Origin of the sequence: Synechococcus sp. R55.4 (assembly GCF_047461935.1) — a bacterium.
GTDB lineage: Bacteria > Cyanobacteriota > Cyanobacteriia > Thermostichales > Thermostichaceae > Thermostichus.
This window is the reverse complement of the sequence record NZ_JANSIF010000006.1, coordinates 24,788-40,232: the sequence shown is the minus strand read 5'-3', so window position 1 is coordinate 40,232 and position 15,445 is coordinate 24,788. Positions and strand designations below refer to the sequence as shown.

General features: G+C 59.2%; 16 protein-coding genes. 9 read left to right on the top strand and 7 right to left on the bottom strand.

Annotation, left to right across the window (positions count from 1 at the left end; translation table 11 throughout):
- The first annotated feature begins 45 nt into the window (after positions 1-45).
- Positions 46-1,050 carry a glycosyltransferase family 2 protein gene (locus tag NW842_RS02575; protein ID WP_414349686.1) on the top strand — a complete coding sequence of 335 codons (1,005 nt, stop codon included), beginning with the start codon at positions 46-48 and terminating at the stop codon, positions 1,048-1,050.
- Here the strand turns inward: NW842_RS02575 and NW842_RS02570 are convergent.
- Positions 1,042-2,304 (bottom strand): YcjF family protein, encoded by a 1,263-nt coding sequence (locus NW842_RS02570; protein WP_414417412.1) that lies wholly within the window; start codon positions 2,302-2,304, stop codon positions 1,042-1,044. The genes NW842_RS02575 and NW842_RS02570 overlap by 9 nt on opposite strands.
- Positions 2,305-2,590: 286 nt before the next feature.
- Here NW842_RS02570 and NW842_RS02565 point away from each other — a divergent pair, with 286 nt between their 5' ends.
- The 4 genes from NW842_RS02565 (at position 2,591) to NW842_RS02550 (ending at position 5,321) form a co-directional block, all read left to right on the top strand.
- Entirely contained in the window at positions 2,591-3,142 is a 552-nt protein-coding gene (locus NW842_RS02565; protein WP_414357283.1) for a Dps family protein, read from the top strand.
- Positions 3,143-3,265: 123 nt separating this feature from the next.
- Positions 3,266-3,544: an Asr1405/Asl0597 family protein gene (locus tag NW842_RS02560; protein WP_414357285.1), complete on the top strand. Its 279-nt coding sequence runs from the start codon at positions 3,266-3,268 to the stop codon at positions 3,542-3,544.
- The gene (locus NW842_RS02555) at positions 3,528-4,178 is read left to right on the top strand and encodes a (2Fe-2S) ferredoxin domain-containing protein (protein ID WP_414357287.1); all 651 of its coding nucleotides are present in this window, start codon (positions 3,528-3,530) and stop codon (positions 4,176-4,178) included. The genes NW842_RS02560 and NW842_RS02555 overlap by 17 nt, the downstream gene beginning before the upstream one ends.
- 180 nt (positions 4,179-4,358) lie before the next feature.
- Positions 4,359-5,321 carry a Gfo/Idh/MocA family protein gene (locus tag NW842_RS02550; protein WP_414373487.1) on the top strand — a complete coding sequence of 321 codons (963 nt, stop codon included), beginning with the start codon at positions 4,359-4,361 and terminating at the stop codon, positions 5,319-5,321.
- A gap of 19 nt (positions 5,322-5,340) precedes the next feature.
- Here the strand turns inward: NW842_RS02550 and NW842_RS02545 are convergent, their stop codons facing one another.
- The 6 genes from NW842_RS02545 to NW842_RS02520 form a co-directional block, all read right to left on the bottom strand.
- Entirely contained in the window at positions 5,341-6,591 is a 1,251-nt protein-coding gene (locus tag NW842_RS02545; protein WP_414373488.1) for an LL-diaminopimelate aminotransferase, read from the bottom strand.
- A gap of 33 nt (positions 6,592-6,624) precedes the next feature.
- Positions 6,625-6,936: a hypothetical protein gene (locus tag NW842_RS02540; RefSeq protein WP_414417411.1), complete on the bottom strand. Its 312-nt coding sequence runs from the start codon at positions 6,934-6,936 to the stop codon at positions 6,625-6,627.
- Positions 6,937-7,066: 130 nt separating this feature from the next.
- Positions 7,067-8,953, bottom strand: coding sequence for an AAA family ATPase (locus NW842_RS02535; protein WP_414358428.1), 1,887 nt, complete (start codon positions 8,951-8,953; stop codon positions 7,067-7,069).
- Between the two features lie 122 nt (positions 8,954-9,075).
- Positions 9,076-9,765: a hydrogenase nickel incorporation protein HypB gene (gene hypB, locus NW842_RS02530; RefSeq protein WP_414373376.1), complete on the bottom strand. Its 690-nt coding sequence runs from the start codon at positions 9,763-9,765 to the stop codon at positions 9,076-9,078.
- A gap of 35 nt (positions 9,766-9,800) precedes the next feature.
- Entirely contained in the window at positions 9,801-10,373 is a 573-nt protein-coding gene (locus tag NW842_RS02525) for a phycobiliprotein lyase (RefSeq protein WP_414373378.1), read from the bottom strand.
- A 61-nt stretch (positions 10,374-10,434) separates the two neighbouring features.
- On the bottom strand, positions 10,435-10,962 hold the full coding sequence (locus NW842_RS02520; protein WP_414373381.1) for an HNH endonuclease: 528 nt from the start codon (positions 10,960-10,962) through the stop codon (positions 10,435-10,437).
- A 167-nt stretch (positions 10,963-11,129) separates the two neighbouring features.
- Here NW842_RS02520 and NW842_RS02515 point away from each other — a divergent pair, with 167 nt between their 5' ends.
- The 4 genes from NW842_RS02515 to NW842_RS02500 all read left to right on the top strand — a co-directional run bounded on the left by NW842_RS02515 (position 11,130) and on the right by NW842_RS02500 (position 15,435).
- The gene (locus tag NW842_RS02515; RefSeq protein WP_414373383.1) at positions 11,130-13,337 is read left to right on the top strand and encodes a glycoside hydrolase; all 2,208 of its coding nucleotides are present in this window, start codon (positions 11,130-11,132) and stop codon (positions 13,335-13,337) included.
- Between the two features lie 27 nt (positions 13,338-13,364).
- On the top strand, positions 13,365-14,315 hold the full coding sequence (pip, locus tag NW842_RS02510) for a prolyl aminopeptidase (RefSeq protein WP_414417410.1): 951 nt from the start codon (positions 13,365-13,367) through the stop codon (positions 14,313-14,315).
- Between the two features lie 240 nt (positions 14,316-14,555).
- Positions 14,556-15,095 carry a PDZ domain-containing protein gene (locus tag NW842_RS02505; RefSeq protein ID WP_238376905.1) on the top strand — a complete coding sequence of 180 codons (540 nt, stop codon included), beginning with the start codon at positions 14,556-14,558 and terminating at the stop codon, positions 15,093-15,095.
- A 31-nt stretch (positions 15,096-15,126) separates the two neighbouring features.
- The gene (locus NW842_RS02500; protein ID WP_011432592.1) at positions 15,127-15,435 is read left to right on the top strand and encodes a hypothetical protein; all 309 of its coding nucleotides are present in this window, start codon (positions 15,127-15,129) and stop codon (positions 15,433-15,435) included.
- The last annotated feature ends 10 nt before the right edge of the window (positions 15,436-15,445 follow it).

Genomic DNA, 15,445 nt, shown 5'->3' with positions numbered 1-15,445 from the left:
GCACAATGATGGCCAACTACGGGATCCCGATTCTGACACCTCTCGATGTTGTCTGAGCCCCCGGTTGAGTTGGTTGAATTATCGGTTGTTGTCCCCTGCAAAAATGAGGCGGACAACCTGGAACACCTGTTCGAACGCCTGCAACTTACCTTGGAGCCGCTGGGGATCCCCTACGAGATTATCTGCGTCAACGATGGCAGCCAAGACAACACGCTGGAAAAGCTCATTGCCTTCCATCGTCGGGATCCCCGTATCAAAGTGGTGAACCTTTCCCGTTGCTATGGCAAGGAGATCGCCCTTACTGCCGGCCTCGATCACGCCTCTGGTCGAGCTGTTGTTCCCATCGATGCCGACTTGCAAGATCCGCCGGAGCTGATCCCGGAGATGCTGCAGCAGTGGCGGCAGGGCTATCAGGTGGTTTATGCGGTGCGCCGCAGCCGCCGCGGGGAGAGCTGGCTAAAACGCTTTACAGCCAACGGCTTCTATTGGTTGATTGATCAACTCAGCCAGGTGCGGATCCCGCGCAATACGGGGGATTTTCGACTGCTGGATCGGCAGGTGGTGGAGGCAGTTAAACAGCTGCGAGAGCGCACCCGCTTTATGAAAGGGATCTTTGCCTGGGTGGGCTACCGGCAAACGGCCATTTTTTACGATCGCGCCCCCCGCTTTCGCGGCAAAACCCAGTGGAACTACTGGCGGCTGTGGAACCTAGCCATAGAAGGCATCACCTCTTTTAGCTCTTGGCCGTTGCGGGTGTGGAGCTACATAGGGTTGGCGATCTCGGTTCCAGCCTTTTTGTATGGCCTTTTTCTCATCATCCGCACCTTGCTCTTTGGCTCCGATGTACCTGGCTATGCCTCTTTAGCGGTGATGATCTTGTTTTTGGGCGGGATCCAGCTGATCAGCTTGGGCGTGATTGGCGAGTATTTAGGCCGCGTTTTTGAAGAAGTGAAAGGCCGCCCCCTCTACCTGGTCGATGGCACCTTTGGGTTTGAGACCCCACGACCTTCCCCTGCCCTAGATTCAGTACCTACGCAAAAGCTAGGATGAAAAGTCATCTTTCAGAGTTTTGGATCCCGAGGCAACATAACTTTGGTACTCGCGTATAAAGATATCTTTCATCTCTTCTGGAGATAGCTGGATCCCTTGGATTTTGGCGCGGGCGATGGCCTTCATCAGCTCGATATAGGCCAGGCCCAGAGAGAGAGTGAGGGTGGCTGCCGTAGTGGATTGGATAGCGCTGCCTACAATCCCCGGGCCGGGAATCATCTTCAGCAAGTTGGACACAATCGTTCGCCCGATTGCTGTTGTAATTGTAGTGCCTGCCAAAGCGGCTATCAAAGAGTAGTAAAAAGAAGGGGAAGCCTCGAAGCCAAAAATAAAGCTGATATTGGCAATCATGCCTGCTTGGGCTGTAACCAACAGAGGGGCATCTGCAAAGGGAAGGGGTACTGCCCCGATAAACGCTGCACTGGCCACATAGCCTGATACGTACTTAAAGGCAGCCTCGGCTTTGAGATCCACCCGCAGCAATTGCTGGCGGATAAAGGCAAGGCGAGCCACTTCCGGCAAAAGCTCTAGCGTGCAGCCAATCAGGTGCTCCAGCCCGTGGGCAGGAATGGTAATTTGCCGGTTAATCGCCTTGTTGCGGGCCAAAACGGGAACAATGTAGCGGACAGGCAAATTTTGATGCTGCAAATACCGGAAAAACTCGCTCTCTTCAGGATTGGGATATTCCAAGCATTGGGTTAAGACCAAGATGACGGGAACGTCTTTGAGTTCCAACTCCTTTAGCCATTTGCGTTCAACTTCCTCCAACCGCTTCAGTTCGTGGTGGAGGCAGTACCAAACAACATGGATGTGATGTTCAGGATCCTTAAAGCGCAGCTCCTCGATAAGCTGGGAAACCTCCAGGCGAACTTGCTGATTCTGTTCACCGTCTAGTTCCATGCCAGGTGTATCGTAGATGGTGATTGGGCAACCTGGCTTGGAATACTGACGAATGTGGCGGGTGACGGGGCTGCCAACACCGGTACGGGCCAGCTCATCTCTAAACACTGCATTGACCAAGGTGCTCTTGCCCACCCCGCTTTTGCCAATGACCAGGATGTTGCAGTGGCCCAACTCTGTCTGCGCCTCTAGGAGGTCCTTCTGTAGTATCTGAGACACCGAATTCCAGAAAGACTTAAAGGCTTCTGGCTTCTCGAGAGATTCAGAAGCTTCTGGGATGCCTCGGGCACGGTCAACAATTTGGCGGGTTAGGTCAGTCAGTTTCTCTAAGAAGGATGGGCTTTTCTGAGACATGCTTCTTGCTTCTTCCCCTAAGGCCGATAGCCCCACAAAGGTAGTTCAGGGCGGATCCTACTGCCAAGTTTCTTCCGATACCGGAGACTGACCTAGCCAAGAGCCAATCTGTCCGCGCCCTGATCCCGCTCAGCGGGATCCGCAACAACGGGTTTATTGAGAGTTATTCACAAGAGTCATTTTCTGCACTATGCTAGATTTGGAGGCAAACACCCAGGGATCCCAGGCCCGTTGTGGCGGGCGCTCTAGGATTCACAGCTCCTTTTAACTTGTGCTGGAGAGTTTTATGTCCGAAACTTCAACCCTGCGCCAGTCTTTCAACAGCGTGCGCGACAATCCTGTCTTGCTTGGCACTGAGATAACCCAGCCGGTTTGCGAGGGGATGAACGCCCTGCTGGCCAGCTTCCAGGGGCTGTACTTGCAGTACCAGAAGCATCACTTCGTGGTAGAAGGCACTGAGTTCTATCCGCTGCACCAACTCTTCAAAGATCACTACGAGCAGGCGAGGGAGCATGTCCACGACCTGGGAGAACGCCTAGAAGGGCTGGGAGGTGTGCCGGTAGCCAGCTTTGCCACCTTGGCCCAGCTTTGCTGCTTTACCCCTGAGCCGGATGGAGCTTTTGGGGCGCGGCAAATGTTAATGAACGACCTGGCGGCAGAGCAGGCCATCATCGATCTGCTGCGGCGACAGGCAGCCCAGGCGGAGAGCCTTGGGGATCGGGCCACTCGCTACCTCTACGAGCAAATCCTGTTGAAAACAGAGGATCGCGCTTTCCATCTCCATCACTTCCTGGCCAACGATAGCCTGGTGTTTGGCTTGATGAACGGCAGAGTCTAGCCAGAGGGTCTACAGGTGGGCTTGAGCCTGCCTAGCTTCCGGCCTCTGGCTTTTTTTTGAAAGGCTATTGAGAATTTGTTTCATCTCTTCACTATTCTTTACTCTGAGGTGCTGATCCCGGCCATGAACCCCGTCTTTCTGGACTCTGAGCGCGGCTATCTCTTGAACATTCCTCTGGGCGAGCGCTGGCGCGTTGGTCGGCGGCTGATGGAATTGGGGATCCCGGCGATTTGTACAGGAGATGGTCGTCTGCGGGTGGAGGCGAGTACTCCATTGGCTGTTCTACAGGTGCGCAGTGTGATCCGTCAGCACACAGCGCGGCGACAGGAGTTATTGGATGGCCTAGAGGTTTGTTGGCAGCTCAACACAGAGGCTGGGGGTCAAGATGAGCAAGTTCCCTAAGCAAGGAATCCCGTTTGAGTCGGAGGGCCAGTTTTTGGGATTTCTTCCCGATAAGGATGGCAAGCTCAAGTACCTGCGTTGGCAGGCTGGGGCTGACATTTTTTCCGGCAAGATCCCCAAGTCTCTGCGCTCTGCCCTCTACCGCACCCTCAAACCTGGAGACACCGTGCAGATCTGTGGGGAGCGGGAGGTGGATCCGCACAAAGGGCGAGAGAAGTGGGTGCTTTACCGGGTGGTTCCCCTCGGAGAGAGGGCGGGGGGTTTGTCTTCGGCTTCTGGGGCTGAGGCAGCTTCCGAACCGGTTGCTCCAAACATCACAGATATCAAAGGAGATATCAAAGGTACAGACATCAAAGGTAAGGTGCTGGTCTGCCAGAAATCCGACTGTTATCGGCGTGGGGCCGGAGCGGTGATGCAAGCCCTGAACGCCCACTTGGCCGCCTACTCTGGTTCGATTTGCGTGCAGGGGGTGGGCTGCATGAAAGATTGCAAACGGGGCCCCCATGTGGTGTTTATGCCCGACAAGGCTCGTTATAGCGGCGTTTCCCCCCAGGGGATCCCGGCTTTGTTGGAGCGGCATTTTCCGCTTTCCTCGCCGCAACCCCAAGAGGTTGAAGCAGCAGCTTCTTCCTAACGCCCATGGGATCCCCACCGGCGAACAGCTCTGTGAGGTAGGCACAAAATCAAAGGGTGCAGCAGGAGTTTTCCGGCAAACCTAGGCGGAGCGAGATCCGGATTGCCGGGTGGTACAAAGGATCCCTCCTGTGTGATGCTACAGACAGAGGCAGGCTAGGGGAGGGAACAAACCTTGCGGGTGGGGATCATCGGCACCGGCTACGCAGCTCGCTCACGGGCCGAGGCCTTGCGCAAAGATGGGCAAGTGCAGATTGTCGCTGTTGCCGGTCGAGCTCCCGACCGGAGCGATGCTTTTGCCGCCGAGTTGGGGGCCGTCGCCTATTCGGACTGGTCTTCTCTGTTGGGCGAGCAGCGGCTGGATCTGGTTTTTGTCAGCACCATCAATCGGGATCATGCCGCCATTGCCCGTGCTGCTCTGGAGGCAGGGATCCACACCGTCGTGGAATATCCCCTCGCCCTCAGCGCTGCCGAAGCGCGTTCCTTGGTGCAATTGGCAGCCGAGCGGCAAGTGCTGCTGCACGTCGAACACATCGAGCTAATTAGCGGCGTTCACCGGTTGCTGAAACAAGAGCTGGAAGGGTTGGGCAAGCTGTTTGCCGTTCGCTACATCACTCTCACCGCCACCCACCCCGCCCCCGATCGCTGGACCTATCGGCCTGAGTTGTTTGGCTTCCCCCTCATGGGGGCCGTTTCTCGCATCCACCGCTTGGTGGACTTGTTGGGCAGGGTAGAACGGGTGAGCTGCCAACTGCGCTACGACGGGCCGGATCTGCCCCACCGCTACAGCAGTTGCTACTGCACAGCCCAGCTGAGTTTTGCCAGTGGGTTGCTGGCGGTGTTGACCTATGGCAAGGGGGATTCCCTGTGGTGCTCGCAGCGGCTACTGGAGTTCCACGGTCAACGGGGGGGCCTATTGATCAACGGCGAAGAGGCAACGTTGCTGCGGCCCGGCAGCGCCCACCCTCTAGAGACGGGATCCCGCCACGGCCTCTTCGAGCAAGACACCCGCATGGTGCTGGATCACCTGCGCCACGGCAGACCCCTCTACATCAATACCGAAAACATGCTCCACGCCCTGGCAGTGGCCGAGGCAGCCGAGCGATCTGCCCAAACCCAGCAGGTGGTTCCCGTTCAGGATTGATCCCAGAGTCAAGACCCAATTAACCAACGGCTCCAGCCCCCGCAAACACGCTGCCGATGCGGCGCATCGCCTCTTCCACGTTGGCGCGGCTGTTGAAAGCTGACAGGCGCAGATAGCCCTCTCCGGCGCTGCCGAAGCCAGAGCCGGGGGTACCCACCACATGGCAGGTGTGCAACAGCTTGTCGAAAAACTCCCAACTGCTCAGCCCAGCGGGTGTTTTCACCCAGACGTAGGGGGCATTCACACCGCCATAGACTTGGATCCCCACCTCGGCCAATTGCTCGCGAATGATGCGGGCATTTTCCAGGTAAAACTGCACCAGACCTCGCACCTGCGCCTGCCCCGCTTCGGAATAAACTGCCTCTGCCCCTCGTTGCACAATGTAGGACACCCCGTTGAACTTGGTGGATTGGCGGCGATACCACAAGCTCCACAGATCCACCCAGGATCCATCGGCAGCTTGCCCCCGCACAGACTTGGGCACTACCGTAAAGGCGCAGCGGGTGCCGGTAAACCCAGCGGTTTTGGAAAAGGAGCGGAACTCAATAGCGCATTCCCGCGCCCCCGGAATCTCGTAGATGGAGTGGGGGATCCCAGGCTCGGTGATGTAAGCTTCGTAGGCGGCGTCGAACAGGATCAAGGAGTTGTGGGCACGGGCATAGTCCACCCAGTTCTGCAGATGCTCCCGCGTGGCCACTGCACCTGTGGGGTTATTGGGGAAGCAGAGGTAGATCACATCCACCTTTTGGCTGGGCAGGCTGGCGGTGAAGTGATTTTCGGCGGTGATGGGCAGATAGACTAGGCCCTCATATTCGCCGCGTTCGTTGGCTGGCCCTGTATGGCCCGCCATCACGTTGGTGTCCACATAAACCGGATAGACGGGATCCGTGATGGCAATGGTGTTGTCGTGGCCGAGGATATCCAGGATGTTGCCGCAGTCGCACTTGGAGCCATCGGAGACGAAGATCTCGGAAGCATCGATATCGCAGTTGCGAGCTTGGAAGTCGTGCTGGGCAATGGCCTGGCGCAGCCACTCATAGCCTTGTTCTGGCCCATAGCCGCGGAAGGTGGCCCGTTCCCCCATCTCTTCCACCGCCCGGATCATGGCTGTCCGACAGGCTTCCGGCAGCGGCTCGGTGACATCGCCAATCCCCATTTTGATGATCTGAGCTTCGGGATGGGCGGCGGCAAAGGATTGTACCCGTCGGGCAATTTCAGGGAAAAGATAGCCGGCTTTGAGCTTAAGGAAATGGTCGTTGATCCTGGCCATGGAGATTTGCCGAAGAGGAGTTGACATTCCCCCCTAAAAGCAGGGGATTCTTTCAAGCGCTCCGCGCCGCCAGAGGCGAACAGCGCTATGGGCATGGAGCTCATTCTCTGAGGTGTTGGGGAACCAGCGCAGGAGGCCGGTGGGTTTGAGCCACAGACCTTTCTTGCGCACCACGCGCCAAAAGGCGACGAGGGCTCTGAAATACAATTCTCCAGAGGCCAAAGCCAACTGGTGCAACTGTGGGAAAGTCGCTGACTTCAGCTCCGGACGCAATACACTGACTTTCACCAGTGCCTCGAGAAAGATCATAGCGCTCTGTGCCACCAGAGGCGTTCGCGAAAGCATCGCGTAGCGATAAAGCAAAAGCCGCCCTACTGGCTTGCTAAGGCCTACGGCCCGCCAAGGCGAACCGCGTAGCGGTAAGTCGGGGCTTGTTCGTTTTAGCAGCGCGGAGCGCCGAACCCGGTTTTCCTGGTCAGCCGGCTTGGCGTTGCTGCTGCAGCTCGGCAAAGGCCCGACAGAAGTCTTCCTGTTGGATGACCAGGGTTTTGGCATCCACCGACTCTGAGGTGGCCCGGTGGCGACGAATGGCAGCGATGGCGGCGCGGTTGCTGAGCAGGGCGAGGTCGGCACCACTCCAACCTTCGGTTTGCTCAGCCCACCCTTGCAAATCCACATCGGGCCCCAGGGGACGCTTGCGGTTGTGAACCGCCAAAATTTCCCGTCTCCCGTTGCGATCTGGCAGCTCCACGCTCAAGTGCAGCTCCAACCTGCCGGCCCGGGTGAGGGCGGGATCCAAACTGGCCTTGCGGTTGGTGGCGGCCACCACCAATACCCCTTGGCTGGGGCGGATCCCGTCCAGCTCTGCCAGCAGTTGCCCCAGAACGCGGTCGCTGACCCCACTATCCCCGGAGTAGCTGCCTCGCGCCGGGGCCAGGGTATCGATCTCGTCGATGAAAATCACGCAGGGGGCACACTGCCGAGCACGGGCAAACAGCTCCCGCACCGCCTGCTCGGAGGATCCCACCCATTTGCTGAGCAGCTCCGGGCCGGAGACGGCAATGAAGTTGGCCTTAGCCTGGGAAGCGATGGCTTTGGCCAACAGGGTTTTGCCGGTGCCGGGCGGCCCGCTCAGGAGGATCCCCTTGGGTGCTTGGGCCTGAGCCTGCTCGTACAACTCAGGGTGAAGCAGGGATCCCTCGATGGCCTCTTGCAAAATCTGCTTGGCGTGATCCAAACCGCCAATTTGATCCCAGCTCACCTGTGGGGATTCGATCTCCACCGAGCGCAGCACCGCCGGCTTCACCTGTTGCAGAGCCTGTTGAAAATCTGCCGCCGAGACCGTCAACGAGTCGGGGATGGGGGATCCCAAATCGGGCACCTGCCGCCGCAAAGCCGCATAGGCTGCCGCCTGACACAACCCCCGCAGATCTGCCCCCACAAAGCCCAAGGTCTGATCCGCCAAGCTGTCCAGATCCACATCCTCCGCCAAGGGCATGTCGCGGGTGTGGATGGCCAAGATCTCCCGCCGCCCCTCCCGATCCGGCACCTTGAAGATCACCTCCCGGTCAAAGCGCCCCGGTCGCCGCAGAGCCGGATCCAAAGCCTCGGGCCGATTGGTGGCTGCCAGCACCACGATCCCTTTTTGGGCCACAAATCCATCCATCAGCCCCAGCATTTGGGCCACCAGGCGTTTTTCCACTTCCCCCTCGACGGTGGCGCGGTTGGGCACCAAGGCATCGATTTCGTCAATAAAAACCAGACAGGGAGCCGATTTGGCCGCCTTTTCAAAAAGCTGTCGCAGGCGCGCCTCCGCCTCGCCGTAATACTTGCCGATCAGCTCCGGGCCGACAATGGCGATGTAGTTCACCCCCAGGCTCTCGGCCAGGGCGCGGGCCGTCAGGGTTTTGCCGGTGCCGGGGGGGCCTACCAACAACACGCCGCGGGGCGGATCCAACCCCAGCTTGGCCAGCAGATCGGGCCGCTTGAGGGGAAGCTCTACCATCTCCCGCAGGATTTGCAACTGTTCTTTCAGCCCACCCACATCCTTGAGACGTGGCCCAGCCCAAGACTCTGCGCGGTCGGCAGAAGTTGATGGCGAGTCGGGCACAGCAGCCTGGGATGGTTCCTGAAAGCGGGTTGCAGACACCACTCGGGGCTCGCTGCTCCAGGGGGGATCCCCCGTTTGGGCATGGCTGCGGCGGCGAGGGATGGAGCCGGAAGGGGGGATAGAACTGCTCAGGGGACGGGTTTGGATGCGGACTTCGGTTCGCAGTTCTCCACTTTGTTTTTTCTCATCCAGCTTTTGAGCCAGCTCGATCAACTGCTCAATGCCCTGTACAAAGTCGCTTAAATTGGCCATAGCCGGGATTTTCCATCCACACACGTTATCTGAAATTGACCCGCCAGAGGTGCTAACTCATCCCCTGCCTGGCCAGCTCAGGTGAGGAGAGTTCCACGGCCAGATGCCCAGTATGATACCCTTCACTGCGGCTGCTGTCGGCGTTGGGCCAGGAGAATCTGCTCTCGGATCCAGCCCAGCCAGGGCTCCAGCCCGACGCCCGTCTTGGCAGAAAGACAAAAAATCGGCACAGAAGGGTTGATCTCGCGGATGTTGGCCTGGATCCGCTCCAAATCCACCTCTAAGACAGGAACCAGATCCACCTTGGTGATCAGTAGACAATCCGCCTCTCGAAACATAATCGGGTACTTGAGAGGCTTGTCTTCCCCTTCTGTGACGCTGAGCAGGGCTACCTTGGCGTGTTCCCCCACCTCAAACTCCGCCGGGCAGACCAAGTTGCCGACATTTTCCACCAGCAGCAAATCCAGTTGCTGCGGATCCAGTAGCGCTTCCAATTGCCGCAAGCCCCCGGCCACCATGGCCGCATCCAAATGACAGGCCCGCCCTGTGTTGATGGCGATCACCGGGATCCCGTAGCGACGCAGCCGCTCCGCGTCCAGTTGGGTCGTCATGTCCCCCTCGATCACCGCCAGGCGCAGCGAGTCAGCCAGAGCGGCCACGGTTTTCTCCAGCAAAGAGGTCTTACCCGCCCCCGGCGCGCTCATGAGGTTCAGACAGGTCACCCCCCAGGCATCAAAGTGCTCCCGGTTGTGGTCGGCCTGGTGTTGATTGGCGTGGAGCAGGTTAATCCCCAGATCCAAGACTTGGTGCATAGCACAACCCGCGTTGCAGTTGAGGAGAAACAGCTCTAGCTGCGGAAAGGGCTGGATTCGGCCACCGTAGGGGTGGGAGAAGGGCCGACGGAGAGTTTACGCACCTCGGAGCAGAAAGAAGCCATGCTGAAGCCACCGAACCGCTTGACAGTGCTGGCCCGCAGGCGCAAGTTGGGGCTGGCAAACCAAATGCGCTCTTCCGACTCAGTCATCTCATACTGGGTGTAAAGGGTAAGGGCGCCATCGGATCCCATGACATAGGTACCGGCCACCGGCACTTTCTCGGCGTAGCCCTGATCCCGCAGCAACTGCCCGCGCATGGGATCGGTCTCATCGGGGATAGGTACCAGCACCACATCTCCCTTGTACTCTTCGTTATCCCACTCCTGCTCGCCATCCCACTGCACCCGCGCTGCTCCCACAGCTCGTCGGGGATCCACCTTGAACAACTCGCAAACCCGTATGACTGCCGGATCGGTTGCCGAAAGCGTTGCAATTTGGACTCTCGACCTCCCCCCCTCAGAGCGGCGAAAAGCCAAATGATGGCTGGTGCGCTGGCACATCCACTCCCCGGCACTGAGGGCAAAAAACTCCATTACGGTCATCATGGCCGACGCGGATCCTCATCGATGGAACAGGGTTCGCCGATCTTAGCTTGCACGGCAACCCTCAATCTTGCCGATCTTGCCGACTTTGGTGCTCGCGCCAAAACTGTTCTGCAAAAGCCACCGTTGGGTGGAGAGGGGCACGGGGTTTGCTGCGCAGGGGCATGTTGGCTTCTTCAGGGGTGCGGTTGCCCTTGCGTTGATTGCAGCGTTCGCAAGCCGTCACCACATTGTCCCAACTGTGGGATCCCCCTTTGGAGAGGGGCACGACATGATCCAAGGTCAAATTGTGGGTGGTGCCACAATACTGGCAGGTGTGGTGATCCCGCCGCAAAACCTCCCGCCGATTCACAGGGGGCACGCGCCAAGCGCGCTCTTTGCCCTTGATGGTCAGGCGAATATGTTCGGGCACTTCAATGACCTGGCTGGGGGAGCGCACCTTCCACACCGGCACATTCATCATCGAGAGCGGTTCGGCTTTGCCTGTTAGCAGCAGCACGATTGCCCGCTTGATATTGACCCGGCTGATGGGCAAATAGTTTTGGGAAAAGACAACGATCGACTGTTCCAGAAGGTGGGTAGCGGCAGTCATGGCTCAGCTCTTCCTTTTGCCGCCATTCTCCTGAGGAATCTTGCGAATGGCAAGCTTTTCCCCACCGCCATCGACACCGGCAGAGCTCGGACATTCAAGAGTTTCTTACGATCGCCAGCCAGACAGATGGGCTAGTATCCGGGTGATGGTTGGATCCGGTACCGCCCATGACCTACCCGCTGCACGTCGCCCTGGTTTGGCACCAACACCAACCCCTCTACAAAAGTCCGGTGGCGGGTAAATATCGCATGCCTTGGGTGCGCCTACACGGGATCAAAGATTACCTGGACTTGGTCTTGCTGCTGGAGCGCTATCCCCGCTTGCACCAAACGATTAACCTGGTGCCCTCCCTGATTCTACAAATCGAAGAGTATGTGGCCGGCTCGGCTTTTGATCCTTACCTGGAACTGACCCTATCCCCTGTCGAAAAGCTCGGCCCCGATCAACTGCGCTTTGTGGTCGAGCGTTTTTTCGACAGCCACTACCCCACCATGATCGAGCCCTACCCCCGTTACCGGCAGCTCTACAACCAACGGGAATCTCAGGGGGTGAACTGGTGTCTGCAGTACTGGACTCCGCAGGACTTCAGCGATCTGCTGGCCTGGCACAACCTGTCTTGGTTTGATCCCCTCTTTCAGGAGGATCCTGAGATTGAGGGCTGGATTAAGATGGGATCCGGTTTTACCCTGGCGGATCGGCAGCGGATCTACGCCAAGCAACAACAGATCCTCGGCGCTATCCTGCCCCAACACGCCAAACTGCAGAGCAACGGCCAACTGGAGCTGACCACCAGCCCCTATACCCACCCCATCTTGCCCCTGTTGGTGAGCGAGCGCTCGGCGCGGGTGGCTCGGCCAGGGTTGCCTTTGCCTCGCTACCCCTTTCACTGGGAGCAGGATGTCCACAGCCAACTGGAGCGGGCTAAGCAGATCTATCGGGAGCGCTTTGGCCGCGAGCCGCGGGGCCTGTGGCCTTCGGAGCAATCGGTGAGCCCTGCCATTGTGCCGATTGTGCAAAAACAGGGCTTTGAGTGGATCATCTCCGACGAAGGGGTTTTGGGGTGGAGCCTGGGTCAACCGTTTCACCGCGATGGGCAGGGCCACATTCTGGAGCCGGAGAAGCTCTACCGCCCCTACCGCCTGGAAACCGAGCGGGGGGATCTGGCCATCGTCTTTCGGGATCACCGCCTTTCGGATTTGATTGGCTTCAGCTACAGCGCCATGCCCGCCGATGCTGCCGCCAAAGATCTCATCGGCCATCTGGAGAGCATCCGCAACCGCCTGCCCCAGGAGCAGCCCTGGCTGGTGACCATCGCTCTGGATGGGGAAAACTGCTGGGAGTACTACCCCCAAGATGGCCGGCCCTTCTTGGAAAACCTCTATACCCGCCTCAGCCAGCACCCGGCGCTGCGCTTGGTGACGGTCTCCGAGTTTCTGGATCAGTTTCCTCCCACTGAGTTTTTGCCGGCAGAGCAGCTGCACAGTGGCTCCTGGATCGAGGCGGACTTCACCACCTGGATTGGGGATCCCGTCAAAAACCGCGCTTGGGAGCTCTTGGCTCAGGCCCGCCAGGTGATTCAGGATCATCCCCGCGCCAATCCCCAAGCCTGGGAAGCCCTCTGGGCCGCCGAGGGATCCGATTGGTTCTGGTGGTTTGGGGCAGGCCACTCCTCCGCCCATGATGCCGTTTTCGACCAGTTGTTTCGGGAGCACCTGCAGGCGCTCTACACTGCTTTGGGAGAGGCGGTGCCGACCGTGCTGCAATTTCCCCTGGAGGATCATGACGGCCTAGGGGATCGCCTGCCGCAGGGGTTTATCCACCCGGCCATCAACGGTCGTCCGGCAGAACGGGAGTGGAGCCAAGCCGGGCGGGTGGAGATTGGAGCGGCCCGAGGCACCATGCACCGCAACAGCATTGTTCGTCGCCTCTGGTACGGGTTCGATCACTTCAACCTCTATCTGCGGCTGGATTTTAACTCGGTGGTGCAGCGGCCCAGGCAATTGCTGGTGCTGTGGTTCTATCCCAACCGCGTCACCGTCAACAGCCCCATTCCCCTGCAGGGATTGCCGGCAGAAGCCCCTCTCAACTACCACTACCGCCACCTGTTGCGGTTGTCACTGCCGCCTCCCGGCACCGGCCAGCATCCGGCAGAGGTGCAAGCCCAGCTCTTGCAGGCAGGGGAGTACCACACCTGGCACGCCATCGGCCATCAAGTGAAGGCGGTGGTGGATGCCTGTTTGGAGGTGGCCATCCCCTGGAGCAATTTGGGCGCCCAGCCGGGTCAGGAGCTGCAATTTGTCATCCTGGCCGCGGATGGCGAGACCTTTCAGGAAGGGATCCCGCCCAAGGCCACCATTGCCCTGCGCAGACCCTGAGAGTGATGACCAGCAGAGCTTCAAGTTATGTCGCGCGATCTCTATCCCCCCATCGAGCCCTACGATCAAGGCTTTCTGGCGGTTTCCTCCCTCCACACCCTGTACTACGAGCAGTGCGGCAACCCGGCAGGCAAGCCGGTGGTGTTTTTGCACGGGGGGCCTGGAGGCGGGATCGATCCCATCTACCGGCAGTATTTCGATCCCAGCCGCTGGCGGGTGGTGCTGTTCGATCAGCGGGGCTGCGGGAAAAGTCGCCCCTATGCCGAGCTGCGGGAGAACACCACCTGGGATCTGGTGGCGGATATCGAGAAGTTGCGCCAGCATCTGGGCATTGATCGCTGGTTTGTGTTCGGGGGCAGCTGGGGCAGTGCCCTTGCCCTGGCCTATGGGCAAACCCACCCCCAAGCCTGCCTGGGGTTTATCTTGCGGGGCATTTTTCTCTTGCGCCCTTTTGAGCTCCGCTGGTTTTACCAGTCGGGAGCCGGCTACTTTTTCCCCGATGCTTGGGAACATTACCTGGAGCCGATCCCTCCCGAAGAGCGGGATGACCTGCTGGCAGCCTACCACCGCCGCCTCAACGACCCAGATCCCCAGGTACGGCTGAGGGCAGCTCGCGCCTGGTCCGTCTGGGAGGCCAGCACCAGCAAGTTGATCCCCAGCCCAGAGCTCATCGAGCGCTTTGGTCGGGGAGAGTTTGCCGAGGCCTTTGCCCGCATTGAGTGCCATTACTTTGTCCACGGCGGTTTTTTGGATCCGGAGGATCAGCTCCTCAGGGGGGTGGGACGGCTGCGGCATCTGCCGGCGGTGATCGTCCAGGGGCGCTACGACGTGGTGTGCCCGCCCATCTCTGCTTGGGAGCTGCATCAGGCTTGGCCAGAAGCAGAGTTTCGGATGATCCCCGATGCTGGCCATTCCATCACCGAGCCCGGAATCCGCACCGCCCTCCTGGAAGCCACCGATCGCTTTGCCGGTTTGTGAGCCCCGCCGAGCCAACCCAGTGCTGCCAGGGATCCCAAGACCTTGAAGAATTGCTACAGGAAGGCCGGCAAAACCTTGGGATCCAGCCCAGAAGCACGGCCAAGCCTATCGACAGTTGGCGATTTTGGGTTTATCACTGAGGGAGGGGCGGTGCAAGCTGCCCACACCTGGCTGGTGCATCCACCCAAGTGCTTCGCGGATTCAAGCTCATTTCTACTTCACCGTTTCCAGGGTCGAACCATGCAGAAACCAACCCATCTGTTCAAGCTTGCCCTAGCCCTGCCCATCTCCTTCTTGCTGGCAGATGCAGTTGTGGCCTACCCCTGCGACTCGGTTGGGGGTGAAGCTTACAACCACCACGGCTCCACGGTTCAGGTCAGCAGCGACGCCAACAGCTTCGGGGTTCAGTGGTCGCCTGCCTCCTATGCTGTCGGCAACGGCTTCATTGGAGTTGCCATTGAAACGGTGAACGGCGAGCAAGCCCAGAGCGCCATCAGCCGTCGTCTGTTCGGCCCCGCACTTCGAGTTCAGGGGGTGCAGGTGGTCGGCTTGCTCCAGGATGGTCCTGCTCAACGAGCCGGTCTGGCCCAGGGCGATATTTTGATTGGAGTGGATGGGCAGCGGGTCACCTCCGTGCAACATGTGCAGCAGATCATCCAAAATACCCCGGTAGGCCAATCGGTGCCGATTACCTTCCGCCGTGGTGAGCAGGTGCTGTCAACGGTGGTTGTGGTGGGGGATGGCCGGGTGTTGCGCCCCTTGATGCTGCAGCAGCAGTGAGCCTTGTCGGGATCCCTACCCGGAGCTCTCTGTGAATGCCAATTGGAGTTCGGGATGGGCTGTCTGGGCAGTTTGCGGCCTCAACGGCTTGCTGTTTTTGGCCCTGGTTGCTCTCATTCCTGTCATTTTGAAGCTGCGCTCGGCTCTTGGGGTCACAGAGCAGGCCATGGCCGATTGGCGAGAAGCAGCTCAACAGGCCTTGGCTCCCACTCCCGCTGAGTTGCTGCGTCTGCGGGATCGTCTGCGCGAGAATCGCCATACCCTTGCCCGCTGGCAACGTCGTTTGCAGTTCTGGCAAGGGATCCGCAGGGTGGCCGTTTGGCTGCGGCGCAGGCTTTGATTGGAGAGGT